This is a genomic window from Acidovorax sp. WCS2018Noco2-16, from assembly GCF_031843945.1.
Classification (GTDB): domain Bacteria; phylum Pseudomonadota; class Gammaproteobacteria; order Burkholderiales; family Burkholderiaceae_C; genus Paracidovorax.
On the sequence record NZ_JAVTJJ010000002.1, the window covers coordinates 849,316 to 865,125 of the forward strand.

Annotated in this window: 16 protein-coding genes; 6 read left to right on the plus strand and 10 right to left on the minus strand. The window is 64.5% G+C overall.

Going from position 1 to position 15,810, the window contains the following annotated elements:
- Positions 1 to 5 precede the first annotated feature (5 nt).
- The 3 genes from RQI28_RS09305 to RQI28_RS09315 all read left to right on the plus strand — a co-directional run bounded on the left by RQI28_RS09305 (position 6) and on the right by RQI28_RS09315 (position 5,322).
- Positions 6 to 3,164 (plus strand): efflux RND transporter permease subunit, encoded by a 3,159-nt coding sequence (locus RQI28_RS09305; RefSeq protein ID WP_311224038.1) that lies wholly within the window; start codon positions 6 to 8, stop codon positions 3,162 to 3,164.
- Between the two features lie 35 nt (positions 3,165 to 3,199).
- Positions 3,200 to 4,645, plus strand: a complete 1,446-nt coding sequence (locus tag RQI28_RS09310; protein ID WP_311224039.1) for an efflux transporter outer membrane subunit — start codon at positions 3,200 to 3,202, stop codon at positions 4,643 to 4,645.
- 110 nt (positions 4,646 to 4,755) lie between these two features.
- Complete coding sequence (locus RQI28_RS09315; RefSeq protein WP_311224040.1) at positions 4,756 to 5,322, plus strand: c-type cytochrome; 567 nt, start codon at positions 4,756 to 4,758, stop codon at positions 5,320 to 5,322.
- 67 nt (positions 5,323 to 5,389) lie between these two features.
- Here RQI28_RS09315 and RQI28_RS09320 read toward each other — a convergent pair whose 3' ends face one another.
- The 3 genes from RQI28_RS09320 to RQI28_RS09330 are packed head-to-tail and all read right to left on the minus strand — an operon-like array spanning position 5,390 to position 7,470.
- On the minus strand, positions 5,390 to 5,938 hold the full coding sequence (locus RQI28_RS09320) for a DUF2946 family protein (RefSeq protein WP_311224041.1): 549 nt from the start codon (positions 5,936 to 5,938) through the stop codon (positions 5,390 to 5,392).
- Complete coding sequence (locus RQI28_RS09325) at positions 5,931 to 6,965, minus strand: alpha/beta fold hydrolase (RefSeq protein ID WP_311224042.1); 1,035 nt, start codon at positions 6,963 to 6,965, stop codon at positions 5,931 to 5,933. The genes RQI28_RS09320 and RQI28_RS09325 overlap by 8 nt, the downstream gene beginning before the upstream one ends.
- Before the next feature lie 49 nt (positions 6,966 to 7,014).
- Complete coding sequence (locus tag RQI28_RS09330; RefSeq protein ID WP_311224043.1) at positions 7,015 to 7,470, minus strand: nuclear transport factor 2 family protein; 456 nt, start codon at positions 7,468 to 7,470, stop codon at positions 7,015 to 7,017.
- 171 nt (positions 7,471 to 7,641) lie between these two features.
- On the opposite strand from RQI28_RS09330, the gene RQI28_RS09335 reads away from it, so the two are divergent.
- The 3 genes from RQI28_RS09335 to RQI28_RS09345 are packed head-to-tail and all read left to right on the plus strand — an operon-like array spanning position 7,642 to position 9,832.
- Positions 7,642 to 8,244, plus strand: a complete 603-nt coding sequence (locus tag RQI28_RS09335; RefSeq protein WP_311224044.1) for a LemA family protein — start codon at positions 7,642 to 7,644, stop codon at positions 8,242 to 8,244.
- Between the two features lie 31 nt (positions 8,245 to 8,275).
- Entirely contained in the window at positions 8,276 to 9,235 is a 960-nt protein-coding gene (locus RQI28_RS09340; protein ID WP_311224045.1) for a TPM domain-containing protein, read from the plus strand.
- A gap of 6 nt (positions 9,236 to 9,241) precedes the next feature.
- Positions 9,242 to 9,832, plus strand: coding sequence for a TPM domain-containing protein (locus RQI28_RS09345; RefSeq protein WP_311224046.1), 591 nt, complete (start codon positions 9,242 to 9,244; stop codon positions 9,830 to 9,832).
- Positions 9,833 to 9,993: 161 nt separating this feature from the next.
- Here the strand turns inward: RQI28_RS09345 and RQI28_RS09350 are convergent, their stop codons facing one another.
- The 7 genes from RQI28_RS09350 to atpE form a co-directional block, all read right to left on the minus strand.
- Positions 9,994 to 10,413 (minus strand): F0F1 ATP synthase subunit epsilon, encoded by a 420-nt coding sequence (locus RQI28_RS09350; RefSeq protein ID WP_311224047.1) that lies wholly within the window; start codon positions 10,411 to 10,413, stop codon positions 9,994 to 9,996.
- A gap of 134 nt (positions 10,414 to 10,547) precedes the next feature.
- Positions 10,548 to 11,978, minus strand: coding sequence for a F0F1 ATP synthase subunit beta (gene atpD / locus RQI28_RS09355; RefSeq protein WP_311224048.1), 1,431 nt, complete (start codon positions 11,976 to 11,978; stop codon positions 10,548 to 10,550).
- Between the two features lie 35 nt (positions 11,979 to 12,013).
- The gene (gene atpG, locus RQI28_RS09360; protein WP_311224049.1) at positions 12,014 to 12,883 is read right to left on the minus strand and encodes a F0F1 ATP synthase subunit gamma; all 870 of its coding nucleotides are present in this window, start codon (positions 12,881 to 12,883) and stop codon (positions 12,014 to 12,016) included.
- 18 nt (positions 12,884 to 12,901) lie between these two features.
- Positions 12,902 to 14,455: a F0F1 ATP synthase subunit alpha gene (gene atpA / locus RQI28_RS09365; RefSeq protein ID WP_311224050.1), complete on the minus strand. Its 1,554-nt coding sequence runs from the start codon at positions 14,453 to 14,455 to the stop codon at positions 12,902 to 12,904.
- A gap of 43 nt (positions 14,456 to 14,498) precedes the next feature.
- The gene (locus RQI28_RS09370; protein WP_311224051.1) at positions 14,499 to 15,041 is read right to left on the minus strand and encodes a F0F1 ATP synthase subunit delta; all 543 of its coding nucleotides are present in this window, start codon (positions 15,039 to 15,041) and stop codon (positions 14,499 to 14,501) included.
- A 13-nt stretch (positions 15,042 to 15,054) separates the two neighbouring features.
- A complete protein-coding gene (locus RQI28_RS09375) occupies positions 15,055 to 15,525 on the minus strand; it encodes a F0F1 ATP synthase subunit B (RefSeq protein ID WP_311224052.1) in 471 nt (156 codons plus the stop codon).
- A gap of 34 nt (positions 15,526 to 15,559) precedes the next feature.
- Entirely contained in the window at positions 15,560 to 15,808 is a 249-nt protein-coding gene (gene atpE, locus RQI28_RS09380; RefSeq protein ID WP_091458130.1) for a F0F1 ATP synthase subunit C, read from the minus strand.
- Positions 15,809 to 15,810: the final 2 nt, after the last annotated feature.

The following is a 15,810-nucleotide window of genomic DNA, read 5'->3' on the forward strand; positions in this document are numbered from 1 at the left end:
GGCACATGGCCAAGTTCTTCATAGAGCGGCCCATCTTTGCATGGGTCATCACGATTTTCATCATGGTGCTGGGGGGTATCTCCATCGCCCAGCTGCCGATTGCGCAGTATCCCGCGGTGGCACCACCGACCATCCAGGTATCGGTGGCCTACCCTGGCGCCAATGCGCAGACGCTGGAAGACAGCGTGCTGGCGGTGATCGAGCGAGAGATGAATGGCGCCAGCGGGCTGGCCTATATCGAGACCACCAGTCAGGCCAACGGCACCGGCTCCATCACGCTGAGCTTCGAGCCCGGCACCAACGCCGACCTGGCGCAGGTGGACGTGCAGAACCGCCTATCGCGTGCCACGCCGCGCCTGCCCAGCGCAGTGACTCAGCAAGGTGTGCGCGTGGAGCAATCGCGCTCTAACTTCCTGATGTTCGCCACGCTCACCACCGAGAACCCCGATGTCAGCATCGAAGCGCTGAACGATTACGCCGCGCGTAACGTGGTGCCGGAACTGCAGCGGGTCGCCGGCGTGGGTACCCTCACGCAGTTCGGCACGGAACGTGCCATGCGCATCTGGGTGGATCCGGCCAAACTCAGAGGCTTCAACCTGCCGCTCGATCAGGTCAATGCCGCCATCCGTGCGCAAAACGTACAGGTATCGGCCGGCAACCTGGGTGAACTGCCCGCCGAAACCGGTCAGTCCGTGGCGGCCACCATCGTGGTGCGCGGCCAGCTGACGTCGACCGAGCAGTTTGGCGACATCGTGCTGCGCGCCAACACCGACGGCTCATCCGTGCGCCTGCGGGACGTCGCCCGCATCGAACTGGGCGCGCAAAGCTACAGCACGAGTGCCCGCCTGAACGGCAAACCGGCCGTCGGCATGGGCGTACAGGCCACGCCATCGGCCAACGCGCTGGAAACCGCAAAGGCCGTGCGGACCAAGCTGGCCGAACTCAAGAAGTTCTTCCCTGAGGGCGTCAACTATGTGGTGCCCTACGACACGTCGATCTTCGTGTCGGTCTCCATCGAGAAGGTGGTGCACACTCTGATCGAAGCCATTGTGCTGGTGTTCCTGGTGATGTTCCTGTTCCTGCAGAACTTCCGCTACACCATCATTCCGACCATCGTGGTGCCGGTGGCGCTACTGGGTACCTTCGGCGCCCTGCTGGCCCTGGGCTTCTCCATCAACGTGCTCACCATGTTCGGGATGGTGCTGGTGATCGGGATCGTGGTGGACGACGCGATCGTGGTCGTGGAGAACGTCGAACGCATCATGGCCGAGGAAGGCCTGCCGCCGCTGCAGGCCACGCGCAAGGCCATGGGCCAGATCTCGGGCGCTGTGATCGGCGTGACGGTGGTGCTGATCTCGGTGTTCGTGCCGCTCGCATTTTTCGCGGGCTCCACGGGCAACATCTATCGCCAGTTTGCCGCAACGATGGCGATTTCCATCGCGTTCTCCGCGTTCCTCGCGCTGTCGCTCACTCCCGCGCTGTGTGCCACGCTGCTCAAGCCCATCGACCCCGATCATCACGCCGACAAGAAAGGCTTCTTCGGCTGGTTCAACCGCTCCTTCAAGAGCACCACGCACCGCTACGAGGGATGGCTCGCCAAGATGCTGCGCCGCAGCGGTCGCATGGTCATCGTCTATCTGGCTTTGGTGGGCGCGGTGGCCGTGGTGTACATGCGGCTGCCGACGTCGTTCCTGCCCAACGAAGACCAGGGCTACCTCATCACCAACGTGCAGTTGCCCCCGGGAGCGGCCCAGTCGCGCACCAGCGCAGTGCTGCAACAGGTCGAAGAGTTCATGCTCAAGCAGCCTGAGGTGGAGAACATCGTCACGGTGTCCGGCTTCTCGTTCTCGGGGCAAGGGCAGAACGCAGGCCTGGCCTTCGTGATTTTGAAGGACTGGAGCGAGCGCTCGGGTGCCGACGAGTCGGCATCCGCCCTGGCCGGCCGTGCCTCCGGCGCGCTGGCCGGTATTCGCGATGCATTCATCTTCGCGCTCAGCCCGCCACCGATTCCCGAACTTGGCACAGGCACTGGCTTCAACTTCCGACTGCAGGATCGCGCAGGCCAGGGCCATGACGCATTGGTCGGCGCCCGCAACCAGTTGCTGGGCATGGCCTCACAAAGCAAAGTGCTGGCAGCCGTGCGGCCTGACGGCATGGAAGATGCGCCCCAGATGGAGATCGTCGTCGACCGCGACAAGGCGAACGCACTGGGCGTGGGCTTCGACAGCGTCAGCGCGGTGCTGTCCACGGCACTGGGATCGACCTATGTCAACGACTTCCCCAACCAGGGCCGCCTGCAGCGGGTCGTGGTTCAGGCCGATGCAGAGGCGCGCATGCGGCCCGAATCGGTGCTCGACCTGTCCGTGGTCAACGGCCAGGGCCAGACGGTGCCGCTCTCCGCCTTCGCAACCACCCGCTGGATCACGGGCGCGATGCAGACGGTGCGCTACAACGGCTATCCGTCGATGAAGATTGCGGGCGATGCAGCACCGGGCTTCACCACGGGCGATGCGATGACCGAAATGGAGCGGCTTGCCGGGCAGCTGCCCGCGGGCTTCGGCTTCGAGTGGACTGGCCAGTCGCGTGAAGAAAAACTGGCCGGCTCGCAGGCCATGATCCTCTACACGTTCTCGCTGCTGGCGGTGTTCCTCTGCCTCGCCGCGCTCTACGAGAGCTGGTCGATTCCCGTCTCGGTGATGCTGGTGGTGCCACTGGGTGTGCTGGGCGTGCTGCTGGCCACACTGCTGCGGGGCATGTCCAATGACGTGTACTTCCAGATCGGGCTGGTGACCATCATCGGCTTGTCGGCCAAGAACGCCATTCTGATCGTGGAGTTTGCCAAGGACCTGCAGGCCGACGGCAAGAGCGTGCTGGAGGCGGCCCTGGAAGCCGCTCACCTGCGCTTCCGTCCCATCATCATGACGTCGCTGGCCTTTACGCTGGGCGTCGTGCCGCTGTTCATCTCGTCGGGCGCCAGCTCGGCAAGCCAGCGCGCCATCGGCACCGGGGTGATCGGCGGCATGATCACCGGCACCGTGCTGGCGGTGATCTTCGTGCCGGTGTTCTTCGTGCTGGTGCGGACCTTCTTCAAGGGAAGCAAGCGCCAGCAAGAACATGAGGCCAAGCAGGCGCACCAACACCGCCATGTAGAGGACGCACCATGACGCGTCACGCCATCGCACCCCAAGAGAAACCATCCATGCAATTCATCGCATCCACCCGGCCGGTGCTGACCTCACTGGCCCTGGCCGCGCTGCTGGCCGGCTGCAGCTTCATTCCCACCTACGAGCGCCCTGCCGCGCCCGTGCCGACCACTTACGGAGTGCCGGCAGAGTCGGCAGCTGGTGCTGCCAACGCGAACGCACGTGCTGCGGCCGACATCGACTGGAAGGAATACTTCACCGATTCGCGCCTGCAGAACCTGATCGCCATTGCTCTGGCAAACAACCGCGATCTGCGGGTGTCGGTGCTCAACATCGAGCAGGCGCGTGCACAGTTCCAGATCCAGCGCGCGGGCCAGTTCCCGGGCGTCAACGGGTTGGTCAATGCATCGCGCCAACCCAGCGCGGCGGACGGCCAGTACGCCAACCAGTTCCAAGTGGGCGTGGGCATTTCGGCCTGGGAAATCGACTTCTTCGGCCGCATTGGCGCACTCAAGGAACAGGCGCTGGCACAGTACCTGGCCACCGAAGAGGCGCGCAAGGCCGCGCAGATCAGTCTGGTGTCGGCCGTGGCAACGGCCTGGCTGAACCTGCAGGCCGATGAGGAATTGCTCGACATCTCCCGCCGCACGCTCAGCACGCGCGACGAGTCGGTGCAGCTGACCCGGCTGCGCCTGGAAAACGGCGTGAGCTCCGAGTTGGACAACAGCCAGGCCATCAGCCTGGCTGAAACGGCGCGCGCCACCTACGCGCAGCAGCGTCGCCAGCGCCTGCAAGACGAGAACACGCTGGCGCTGCTGCTGGGGCAACCCGTTCCGGCCGATGTGCTTTCCAGCCTGACATCGGCCCGGCTCGCGAATGCTCCGGCCATGCTGCCTCTGCCGGCCGGCCTGCCGTCCGATCTGTTGGCGCGCCGGCCCGACATTCGGCAGGCCGAGCAGCAGCTGATTGCCGCCAACGCCAACATCGGCGCGGCACGGGCCAATTTCTTCCCGCGCATTTCGCTCAGCACCAGCGTGGGCACGGTCAGCGATGAGCTGTCGGGCCTGTTCAAAAGCGGCAGCTGGGCGTTTTCGATTGCCCCGCAGCTGGCACTGCCGCTCTTTGACGCCGGCCGCAACCAGGCCACGCTGGAATCCGCCCGTGCGGGCCGCGAGATTGCTGTAGCGCAGTACGAACGCTCCATCCAGTCGGCCTTCCGCGAAGTGGCCGATGCGCTGGCGGGCGAAGCCACGCTGCAGGACCAATTGACCGCGCAACGCAGGCAGGCCGAGGCTGACAGCAAGCGCTTCGAGCTGTCCGACCTACGCTACCGCAACGGCGTCTCCAGCTACCTGGACCTGCTGGACGCGCAACGTTCGCTCTTCGTGTCAGAGCAAAGCCTGGTGCAGACCCGCCTGCTGCAGCTGCAAAACCAGGTCGCGTTGTACCGGGTGCTGGGCGGCGGATGGACCGAGGCGCCACAACAAGCACCACGTTCTTGACATAGCGCAAGGGGGCGAGGGGGGCCGTTTTCCCCAACGGCCGGCGCGCGGGGCCACTCCTATAATAAAAAATCAACGATAACGAGCCCCCAAGCCCCACAGAGGACGTCATGAGCGACACCCACGAAGAAGCGCATACCGGACCGATCAAGAACCCCAAGCAGTTGCTGGTGACGGTTCTTTTTTCTTTTGTGCTTCCGATTCTCGCCATTATCGGGCTGGTGATGTTCGTGACTTCGGGCAACAAGCCAGCCGAAGGCGTGGCCAACCCTGAAAAGGCGATTGCCGAGCGCATTCAAAAAGTGGGCATGGTGGAAGTGCGCGATGCCAACCGGCCATTGCGCCCGGGCGAAGAGGTCTACAAGGGCCAATGCGCCGCCTGTCACGCCACCGGTGCGGCTGGCGCGCCGAAGCTGGGCGACGCGGCGGCATGGGGACCGCGCATTCAACAGGGTTTTGAGGTGTTGGTGCAGTCCGCACTCAAAGGCAAGGGCGCCATGGCGCCGCAGGGTGGCGGCGATTTTGACGACACCGAAATCGCACGCGGCGTGGCCTTCCTGGCCAACGCGGCGGGTGCCAAGTTCACGGAACCCGACCGGCCCGGTGCCGCACCGGCGGCGGAGGGAGCCTCGGGCGCAGGCGCCGCCGCTCCAGCCGCCGCAGCATCAGGCGGTTGAACGCTCCGGCCGCGTCCGTAGCGTGGACGCAGCGCTCAATAAAGAAGCCGGCTTCAAGCCGGCTTCTTTACGCCTGCAATTTGGGTAGCGGAGCGTTCTGGCCCGCCGGGCTGCGCACAAACCCGTAGCGCTGGGGCAGTTCTGCAAACTGCACGTTCTGTGGCGTCCAGCGGCCCTGCTCGATGCCGTCGGCCACCAGCTCCACGTCCAGCGTATGCACCAGCCCCACACCGATGCTGCTAGCCAGATAGACATGGCCGGCTTCATCGACCAGACACTCGCCCGCATCGGGCATGCGCAAGCCGGTCTGCGCCACCGGCGTGCCGCCGGCGTCCAGGCGCCAGACGAAAGGCGTCGACTCCAGCTCCACATACACGCGCTGCGGCCCGTTCTGGAAGAACCAGCGGCCTTGGGCGTCGGCCTCGTAATTGCGCTGGATGAAGTCGATCAGCTTGTCGTGCTGCAACCGTGATCCGCGCGCCTGCGGGAACGGGCCCTGCGCCTGCGTGGCGTCGTCGCGCATGTACCAGTGGCCGCGCGCATCCAGGCCCAGCCAGCCGTAGCAGTCGGGAACGTTGGGCCATTTGGCGATGGCCTGTTTGACGATGTCATCCATGGGCCGATTCTGCATCTGCACCAGTCGGCGCAGCGTAGGCTGGCGTCCCCTGCTCGGCCAGCCAGTCGGCCACGGCCTCGGGCATGCACCGCACGTGTGCCGGAAACACCCCGGCCGGAAAGCCCACATGCCCGCCGCTGGCCGGCTGCCACAGGGTGACGTGCCTGCCGACCTCGTGCGGGCCAGGCAGGCTGGCAGCCGGCACGAACGGGTCGTTCAGCGCGTTAAGCACCAGCGCCGGCACGCGAATGGCGGGCAGCAGGGGCTTGGCCGACGCGCGGCGCCAGTAGTCGTCGGTATCGCGAAAGCCGTGCAGCGGGGCGGTGAACACGTTGTCGAAGGCGTAGAGGTCGCGCGCCGCCAGCAGCGCCTGGCGGTCGAAAAGGCCGGGGTGCTGCTGCAGCTTGGCCAGCGCCTTGGGCACCATGGTGCGTAGAAAGAGGCGCGTGTACACCTGTCGGTTGAAGCCCTGCCCGATGGCCGCGCCGCCCGCCGCCAAGTCGATGGGCGAGCTGACGGCCGCCACCGCCCTCAACTGGCGCGCAGCGGTGTCGCCCGCTTCGGCGGCCCAGCGCAGCAGCGCATTGCCGCCCAGCGACACGCCCACGGCCCAGACCGGCCCAGTGGCAGCGGCGGCCAGTCGTTGCAGCAGCCAGCCGATTTCTTCGTGATCGCCCGAGTGGTAGGCGCGCGGGCCGTGGTTGATTTCGCCGCTGCAACCGCGAAAGTGCGGCACGGCAAAGCGCCAGCCGCGCTCATGCGCCACGTCGGCAAAAGCCTCGGCGTAATGGCTGCGCGACGAGCCTTCCAGCCCGTGGAACAGCACCAGCAGCGGCGACGGCGCGCCTGCTGGCAGAGCCGTCTCGTCGCTGCGCAAGAAATCGACGTCCACGAAGTCGCCATCGGGCGTGGGCCAGCGTTCGCGCCGGTACACGGGGCGCGGCCCGCGCGTGCGGCGGGCGAGCAGCGCCGGCCAAATGGTTTGCGCATTGCCGCCCGGCAGCCATATAGGCGCTCTGTATTTCATAGCGTGAAGCGCTTACCCATCAAGCGCTAGAGCCTGAAAACGTCATCAATCAATGCAGGGTGGCAGCGGGCTGATTCGGCGGGTGCGGGGACACCGGGCGCACGGTGCCGGGGCTGGCGTGGTGGGCCACCAGGCGCCAGCCCTGTGCTGTCTTGTGATAGACGTTGGTAGCCTGCACGACTGCTTCGCGCGGGCCGTCGGGCAGCATCACCTCCACCAGTTCGACCACGCTGTGCACGGCACTCGCCAGCGCATGCACGCGGTGCACCTGCGTGGGCCGCGCGCGCAGCGTGCCGTGCTCGAACATCGCGGCAAACGCTGAGCGGATGGCGCCGGCGCCGAGCATGCGAGGTCCGCCCGGATGCACGCAGACGATCTCGTCGTCATCGGCCCAGCAAGCCATCAACCGTTCGATGTCGCCGGCCTGCAAAGCGTCGTAGAAGGCGGCCTCGGCGTCGTCGGGTGAGCCGCCGAGCGTGGCGGCGCGCAAGGAAGGTCGGGTCATGGGTGGGGTATGCGGTCTGCAGATGAGGAACGCGCCATTGTCCGTGGCGGGGCTCAGCTTGTCACGGCTCGGGGGCTCTCCGGGGCAGCAGGCGCAGCACAGGCACAATGCACCTTGCCTCGGCGGCTTTTGGCAGTGTCGCCGGCTTAGCGGCGCCGGGGCGGCATCACCATGAAACGTCTTTTTGCCCTGCTTGCCGCCGTGCTGGCCCTCTCGGGCTGCGGCTACAACGACTTCCAGCGTCTGGACGAACAGACCAAGGCCGCCTGGAGCGAGGTGCTGAACCAGTACCAGCGCCGCGCCGACCTGGTCCCCAACATCGTCGCCAGCGTCAAAGGCGAGGCCGCCTTCGAGCAGGACACGCTGACCAAGGTCATCGAAGCGCGCGCCAAGGCCACGTCGATCCAGGTGACGCCCGAGACGCTGAACAACCCCGAGGCTTTCAACAAGTTCCAGCAGGCGCAGGGCGAGCTCTCCGGCGCGTTGTCGCGGCTGATGGTGGTGGCCGAGCGCTATCCCACGCTGCAGGCCAACCAAGGCTTTCGCGATCTGCGCGTGACGCTGGAAGGCACCGAAAACCGCATCACCGTGGCGCGCAACCGCTACATCCAGACGGTGCAGGAATACAACGTGCTGGCCCGCAGCTTTCCGACCAACCTGACGGCCAAGGTCTTCAGCTACGAGCCCAAGCCCAGCTTCACGGTGCAGAACGAAGCGCAGATCAGCACGCCGCCGACGGTGGACTTCTCGCGCACCCCGGCTTCGCGCCCTTGAGCGTCGGCCCAGGCACCGATTCAAGCCAAATATGCCTCTAGCGCTTATCCATCAAGCGCTGTTAGCTATATTATTTATAGCAACAGGCATTTTCAGCCCATCCAGCGCCACCGCACAGGCCTTGCTGCCCGTGCCGGCGCTGACAGCGCGCGTGATCGACCAGACCGGCACGCTCAGCCCCACCGACCTTCAGACGCTGGAAACCAAACTGGCCGCCCTTGAGCTACGCAACGGCTCGCAGGTGGTCGTGTTGATGGTGCCCACCACCGTTCCCGAAGACATCGCCGCGTATGCCAACCGCGTGGCCAGTGCCTGGAGGATCGGCCGGCGTGACGTGGGTGACGGCGTCATCGTGCTGGTCGCGCAGCAAGACCGCAAGATGCGCATCGAGGTCGCCAAGACGCTGGAAGGCGCGCTGCCCGATATCGCGGCCGCCCGCATCATCGACGGCGCGATGAAGCCGCGCTTTCAGCGAAACGACTTTGTCGGCGGGTTGGCGGTGGCCATCGACCAGATCGGTGCGCGCATTGCAGGCGAGGCCTTGCCGCTGCCCAGCGGCAACAAGCCAAGCAACCGGTCCAGCAGCGGCAGCGGCTTCGACTGGACCGATCTGGCGGTGTTTCTCTTCTTCGGCGTGATGGTGGCCGGCCCCATCGCGCGCCGCATCTTCGGCAACCGGCTGGGCGGCGTGCTGCTGGGCGGCGGCGCGGGCGGAATCGCCTTGCTGGTCACCTCCAGCCTGCTGATCGCGGGGGGCGTCGGCGTGCTGGCGCTGCTCTACACGTGGCTCTTCAGTGGGCGGGGCGGTGCCGTGTGGCACGGCGGAAGCGGTGCAGGTTCAGCCGGTGTGGCAGGTGGACTGGGCGGCTGGGCCGGTGGGGCCAGTTCCGGCGGCTGGGGCGGTGGCAGCAGCGGCGACGGCGGCGGCGGAGGGTTCAGTTCCGGCGGCGGCGGGGACTTTGGAGGCGGCGGCGCCTCTGGCGACTGGTAGGCATCCATGACGAGATCTCACTCCACTTCAGTCGCACGGCGGCCGGCCCTCTCGTTGTGGCAACGGCTGGCCCGGCTGGTGCGCCATCGCTGGTCCGAAGGCGCGGTGCGCCGGGCCTTGCCGGACGATCTTTTGGACCGCATCACGCGCCGTGTGGCGGCCAGCGAGCAACGCCACACCGGCCAGATCCGCATCTGCATCGAAGGCGGGCTGCCGTGGTCGTACCTGCTGCGCGGCGCCAATGCGCGCGAACGTGCGGTCACCCAGTTCGGCAAGCTGCGCGTGTGGGACACAGAGCACAACAACGGCGTGCTGATCTACCTGCTGCACGCCGACCACGCCATCGAGATCGTGGCCGACCGGGCGCTCACCCGAGTCATCACGCCCGAAGCCTGGCAGGCCCTGGTGGGCCACATGGGCACGGCCTTTCGGGCGCAACGCTATGAAGATGGGCTGACGCAAGCGCTGTCGGAAGTGTCGGCGCTGCTGGTGCAGCACTTTCCGGCGGTGCAGGGCCACGGTTCAGACGAAAGCCAGGCGGATCTTTCGTCGCCAATCAACGAGTTGCCGGACGCTCCGGTCATCGGTCGCGTCTAGCAGCGCCGTACGGTACAACAGGCACTGCGAGCCTGGCTCTTTGACACCACGGCCCGTTCTACGTCGCCAATGAAGAAGCCGCCCGGCAGGGGCGGCTTCTTTGTGGAGAACCCTGCAAAAGCACTGCGTGGCAGGCCCTGCGAGGCTCTTCCAGGAGGTGCTCAGCGCTTCTGGCGAAACTTGCGCAGTGCAGCGATCTGGGCAGCCATGACCGCCAGTTCAGACTGTGCCTTGGCCAGGTCAAGCTCGCTCTTGGCGTTCTTCAGTGCTTCCTCAGCCAGCGCCTTGGCGGCGTTGGCCTTCTCGTCGTCCAGATCCTTGCCGCGAATGGCGGTATCGGACAGCACGGTCACGCGGTCAGGCTGCACTTCCAGAATGCCACCGGCGACGAAGACGAATTCTTCGTTGCCGTCAGCCAGCTCGATGCGCACCGAGCCGGGCTTGATGCGGGTGATGAGCGGAGTGTGCTTGGGCAAGATACCCAGCTCGCCCGCTTCGCCCGGCAGCGCCACAAAGCGTGCTTCGCCCGAGAAGATGGACTCTTCGGCGCTGACGACATCGACGTGAAAGGTGTTGGCCATAGGTCGTTCCTTGAATGTTCACAAAAAGTTGATGCAAGCAGATCGGAGAAGCGCCGGTCACCACACAACGCGCGCTGAAGATCAGAAACCTTCAATGGCGCACTGTGCTGCGGGACCGGGCCACCCCGGTGCGCTTACGACAGCTTCTTGGCCTTTTCGAAGGCTTCGTCGATGGTGCCGACCATGTAGAACGCTTGTTCTGGCAGGTGATCGCACTCGCCGGCCACGATCATCTTGAAACCACGGATGGTTTCCGACAGCGGCACGTACTTGCCAGGGGAGCCCGTGAACACTTCGGCCACGTGGAACGGCTGCGACAGGAAACGCTGGATCTTCCGGGCGCGGGCCACGGCCAGCTTGTCTTCGGGAGCCAGTTCGTCCATGCCCAGAATGGCGATGATGTCGCGGAGTTCCTTGTAGCGCTGCAGCGTGCCTTGCACACCGCGAGCGACTGCATAGTGCTCTTCACCCACGACTTGCGGGTCCAGCTGGCGGCTGGTGGAATCGAGCGGATCGACAGCCGGGTAGATGCCCAGCGAAGCGATGTCACGCGACAGCACCACGGTGGAATCCAAGTGAGCGAACGTCGTGGCAGGCGATGGGTCGGTCAAGTCATCGGCTGGCACGTAAACGGCCTGGATGGAAGTGATCGAGCCAACCTTGGTGGACGTGATGCGCTCTTGCAGGCGGCCCATTTCTTCGGCCAGCGTAGGCTGGTAGCCCACGGCGGAAGGCATACGACCCAGCAGGGCGGACACTTCGGTGCCGGCCAGCGTGTAGCGGTAGATGTTGTCCACGAAGAACAGCACGTCACGGCCTTCGTCACGGAAGGATTCCGCAATGGTCAGACCGGTCAGGGCCACGCGCAGACGGTTGCCTGGGGGCTCGTTCATCTGGCCGTACACCATGGCGACCTTGGAGTCTTCGAGCTTCTCCAGGTTCACCACGCCGGAATCGGCCATCTCGTGATAGAAGTCGTTCCCTTCACGGGTACGCTCGCCCACACCAGCGAACACCGACAGACCGCTGTGGGCCTTGGCGATGTTGTTGATGAGTTCCATCATGTTCACGGTCTTGCCCACGCCGGCGCCGCCGAACAGGCCCACCTTGCCGCCTTTGGCGAACGGGCACACCAGGTCGATCACCTTGATGCCGGTTTCCAGCAGCTCTTGCGATGGCGACAGTTCGTCGTACGCAGGAGCCTTGCGGTGGATGGACGCCGTGAGTTCCTGGCTGACAGGACCACGTTCGTCGATGGGCGCGCCCAGCACGTCCATGATGCGGCCCAAGGTGGCCTTGCCGACGGGCACGTTGATGGGCTTGCCGGTGTTGGACACCATGATGCCGCGGCGCAGGCCGTCGGACGAGCCGAGGGCAATCGTCCGCACCACGCCGTCACCCAACTGCTGCTGCACTTCCAGCGTCAGCGTGGAGCCGTCGAGCTTCAGGGCGTCGTAAACCTTGGGCATCTGGTTACGCGGAAACTCCACGTCCACCACGGCGCCAATACATTGAACAATCTTGCCCTGAACGCCAGCGTTCAATTGGGAATTCTCTTGAGCCATTTTTTCGCTCCAAATATGTTTGTCTGTCGAGCTGTTTACACAGCGGCGGCACCCGATACGATCTCGGACAATTCCTTCGTGATCGCTGCCTGGCGCGTCTTGTTGTAGACCAGCTTCAACTCGCCGATGACGCTGCCCGCGTTGTCGGTGGCGGCCTTCATGGCCACCATCCGCGCGGACTGCTCGGACGCCATGTTTTCAGCCACGGCCTGATAGATCAGCGACTCGACATAGCGAACCAGCATCTCGTCGATGACGCTCTGTGCGTCAGGCTCGTAGATGTAGTCCCAGCCGTGCTCGGTCTTTTCAGCCTGCATCTTCTCGGAGGACAGGGGGAGCAGACGCTCCACCACGGACTCCTGCTTCATGGTGTTGATGAACTTGGTGTAGCTGAGGTACACCGCGTTGACCTTGCCTTCGGCATAAGCGTCGAGCAGCACCTTGACGGGGCCGATCAGCTTGTCGAGATGCGGCGTATCGCCCAGACCCGTGACGTGCGAAACCACCTTGGCGCCAACGCGGTTCAGGAAGCCCAAACCCTTGTTGCCAATGGCCACGGCTTCGGTCGACACGCCAGCGGACTGCAATTCACGCAGCTGGGTCGTCACGGCACGCAACACGTTGGTGTTCATGCCGCCGCACAAGCCCTTGTCGGTCGTCACCACGATCATGCCGGCCACCTTGGCGTCCGTGTTTTCCTTCATGAAAGGATGCACGTACTCGGGGTTGGCATGGCCGAGGTTGGCGGCGATATTGCGGATCTTCTCGCTGTAGGGACGAGCGGCCCGCATCCGTTCCTGCGCCTTGCGCATCTTGGATGCAGCCACCATCTCCATGGCCTTGGTGATCTTCTTGGTGTTTTCCACCGATTTGATCTTGCCGCGTATTTCCTTGCCTGCTGCCATGAGGGTTCCTCGTTCGGTTTAGGCGAACGACTTCTTGAACGCGGCGATGGCTGCGGTCAGTTCGGCCTCGGCATCCTTGTCCATGGCCTTGGCCTGTTCCAGCTTGGCCAACAGCGGGGCGTAGCTGGTCTTGAGGAACTGATGCAGACCGTGTTCGAAGTCGAGCACCTTCTTCACTTCGATGTCGTCCATGAAGCCCTTGTTCACCGCGAACAGCGTGGCACCCATCAGCGAGATGGGCAGTGGGCTGTACTGGGCTTGCTTGAGCAATTCGGTCACGCGAGCGCCGCGGTCGAGCTGCTTGCGGGTGGCTTCGTCCAGGTCGGAAGCGAACTGCGCGAACGCAGCCAGTTCACGGTACTGGGCCAGATCGGTACGGATACCGCCGGACAGGCTCTTGATGATCTTCGTCTGGGCTGCACCACCGACGCGGGACACCGAGATACCGGCGTTGATGGCGGGGCGGATACCTGCGTTGAACAGGCTGGTTTCCAGGAAGATCTGGCCGTCGGTGATCGAGATCACGTTGGTAGGCACGAAGGCGGACACGTCGCCGGCTTGCGTTTCGATGATCGGCAGCGCCGTCAGCGAACCAGTCTTGCCCTTGACTTCACCCTTGGTGAAGGCTTCGACGTAATCGGCATTCACGCGGGCTGCGCGCTCCAGCAGGCGGCTGTGGAGATAGAACACATCGCCAGGATAGGCTTCACGGCCTGGTGGGCGGCGCAGCAGCAGCGAGACCTGACGGTAGGCCACGGCTTGCTTGGACAGATCGTCATACACGATCAGCGCGTCTTCGCCGCGGTCGCGGAAGTACTCGCCCATCGTGCAGCCGGAGTAGGCCGACACGTACTGCATGGCAGCCGATTCGGAAGCCGATGCGGCCACCACGATCGTGTAGTCCATCGCACCGGCCTGTTCCAGCGAGCGCACGACGTTCTTGATCGACGAAGCCTTCTGGCCGATGGCGACATAGATACACGTCACGCCCTGGCCCTTCTGGGCAATGATGGCGTCGATGGCCACGGCGGTCTTGCCGGTCTGGCGGTCACCGATGATCAGCTCGCGCTGGCCACGGCCCACGGGCACCATCGAGTCGATGGACTTCAGGCCGGTCTGCAGCGGCTGGTCCACCGACTTACGGGCGATCACGCCCGGAGCGACCTTTTCGATCACGTCGGTGAGCTTGGCGTTGATGGGACCCTTGCCGTCGATAGGCTGGCCCAGGGCGTTCACCACGCGGCCGATCAGCTCGGGGCCGACGGGCACTTCCAGAATGCGGCCCGTGCACTTGACGGTGTCGCCTTCGGAGATGTGTTCGTACTCGCCCAGAATCACGGCGCCGACAGAGTCGCGCTCCAGGTTCAGCGCCAGACCGTAGGAAGGCTGACCGTCCTGCGTGGCGGGGAACTCGAGCATTTCGCCCTGCATCACGTCCGACAGGCCATGCACGCGCACGATACCGTCCGACACGGACACGACGGTGCCTTGATTGCGGATGTCGCTGCTGGCTGCAAGACCTTCGATGCGGCTCTTGATCAGTTCAGAAATTTCTGCGGGATTGAGTTGCATGACTCTTTCCTTCTTTCTTTGGTTAGCCTAGACCTCAAGCCGCTTACGCAGTGAGGGCCGCTTTCATTTGTTCCAGACGGGCTTTGACAGAGGTGTCGAGCACCTCGTCACCCACCACTACGCGAATGCCCCCGATCAGGGACTCGTCCAGCTGGACCGACGAGACATTCAGCTTGCGGCCGAAGCGCTTTTCCAGCGCTGCATCCAGGCCCGCCAGCGCGGCGGCGTCCAGCGGAAAAGCGCTGTACACCACGGCATCGGAAGAGCCGTTGCGCTGATTGACGAGCGCACGAAACTGCGCCGCGACCTCGGACAGCGCATCCACCCGGCCGTTGTCGATGACGACGCGCAGAAAATTGCGCGCTGCATCGGGCAGCGGGGCACGCACCACACCCGTGATGACGTCGAACACCTGCTCGGCAGACACCTTGGGGTTGTCTGCCAGTTGGCGCAACTGCGGGTTGGCGGCAATCGCCGCCACTTCTTCCACCCAGGCGACAGTGCTGACCAGGTCAGACCCCGACGAGGTGCTGGCCTTGAAGAGCGCTTCCGCGTAGGGGCGGGCAATGGTGGCGAGTTCTGCCATGGTTGCGCGCTCCTTACAGCTCGGTCTTCAGGCGGTTCAGCAGATCGGCGTGAACACCGGCATTGACTTCCTTGCGGAGAATCTGCTCGGCGCCTTTCACGGCCAGGGCTGCTACCTGCTCGCGCAGGGCCTCACGGGCTTGAATCGATTGCTGCTCGGCGTCTGCACGGGCAGAGGCAACGATCTTGTTGCCCTCTTCCGTTGCACGGGCCTTGGCTTCTTCGATGATGGCCTGAGCGCGGCGGTCGGCGTCCGCAATCCGCGATGCCGACTCATTGCGCGTCTGGGCCAGTTCCTTCTCCACGCGCTGGTTCACAGCGGTGAGTTCGGATTTGGCACGGTCGGCGGCAGCGAGGCCATCGGCGATTTTCTGGGCTCGTTCATCCAGCGCCTTCGCGATCGGAGGCCACACGAACTTCATCGTGAACCACACAAGGATCAGGAAGACGATGGCCTGAACGAACAGGGTCGCGTTGATACTCACGGCAACACCTTTCTATTTGGGCGTTGAACGGAGCTTAGGCCAGAACGAAGGGGTTGGCGAAAGCGAACAGCAGCGCGATGGCCACGCCGATCAGGAAGGCCGCGTCGATCAGACCGGCCAAGATGAACATCTTGGTTTGCAGTTCGTTGATCAGCTCAGGCTGGCGAGCCGAAGCTTCGAGGAACTTACCACCCATCAGAGCGATACCGATCGAAGCGCCGATAGCGCCGAGACCCACGATCAGACCACAAGCCAGAGCGACGAGACCGAGAATGTTTTCCATGA

Bases quoted from the DNA above. Each gene is read 5' to 3' on its own strand.
- RQI28_RS09310 (WP_311224039.1), top strand. From the start codon at position 3,200: ATGCAATTCATCGCATCCACCCGGCCGGTGCTGACCTCACTGGCCCTG.
- RQI28_RS09325 (WP_311224042.1), bottom strand. From the start codon at position 6,965: ATGAAATACAGAGCGCCTATATGGCTGCCGGGCGGCAATGCGCAAACC.
- RQI28_RS09315 (WP_311224040.1), top strand. From the start codon at position 4,756: ATGAGCGACACCCACGAAGAAGCGCATACCGGACCGATCAAGAACCCC.
- atpA (WP_311224050.1), bottom strand. From the start codon at position 14,455: ATGCAACTCAATCCCGCAGAAATTTCTGAACTGATCAAGAGCCGCATC.
- atpE (WP_091458130.1), bottom strand. From the start codon at position 15,808: ATGGAAAACATTCTCGGTCTCGTCGCTCTGGCTTGTGGTCTGATCGTG.
- atpG (WP_311224049.1), bottom strand. From the start codon at position 12,883: ATGGCAGCAGGCAAGGAAATACGCGGCAAGATCAAATCGGTGGAAAAC.
- atpD (WP_311224048.1), bottom strand. From the start codon at position 11,978: ATGGCTCAAGAGAATTCCCAATTGAACGCTGGCGTTCAGGGCAAGATT.
- RQI28_RS09305 (WP_311224038.1), top strand. From the start codon at position 6: ATGGCCAAGTTCTTCATAGAGCGGCCCATCTTTGCATGGGTCATCACG.
- RQI28_RS09345 (WP_311224046.1), top strand. From the start codon at position 9,242: ATGACGAGATCTCACTCCACTTCAGTCGCACGGCGGCCGGCCCTCTCG.
- RQI28_RS09350 (WP_311224047.1), bottom strand. From the start codon at position 10,413: ATGGCCAACACCTTTCACGTCGATGTCGTCAGCGCCGAAGAGTCCATC.
- RQI28_RS09335 (WP_311224044.1), top strand. From the start codon at position 7,642: ATGAAACGTCTTTTTGCCCTGCTTGCCGCCGTGCTGGCCCTCTCGGGC.
- RQI28_RS09320 (WP_311224041.1), bottom strand. From the start codon at position 5,938: ATGGATGACATCGTCAAACAGGCCATCGCCAAATGGCCCAACGTTCCC.
- RQI28_RS09370 (WP_311224051.1), bottom strand. From the start codon at position 15,041: ATGGCAGAACTCGCCACCATTGCCCGCCCCTACGCGGAAGCGCTCTTC.
- RQI28_RS09340 (WP_311224045.1), top strand. From the start codon at position 8,276: ATGCCTCTAGCGCTTATCCATCAAGCGCTGTTAGCTATATTATTTATA.
- RQI28_RS09330 (WP_311224043.1), bottom strand. From the start codon at position 7,470: ATGACCCGACCTTCCTTGCGCGCCGCCACGCTCGGCGGCTCACCCGAC.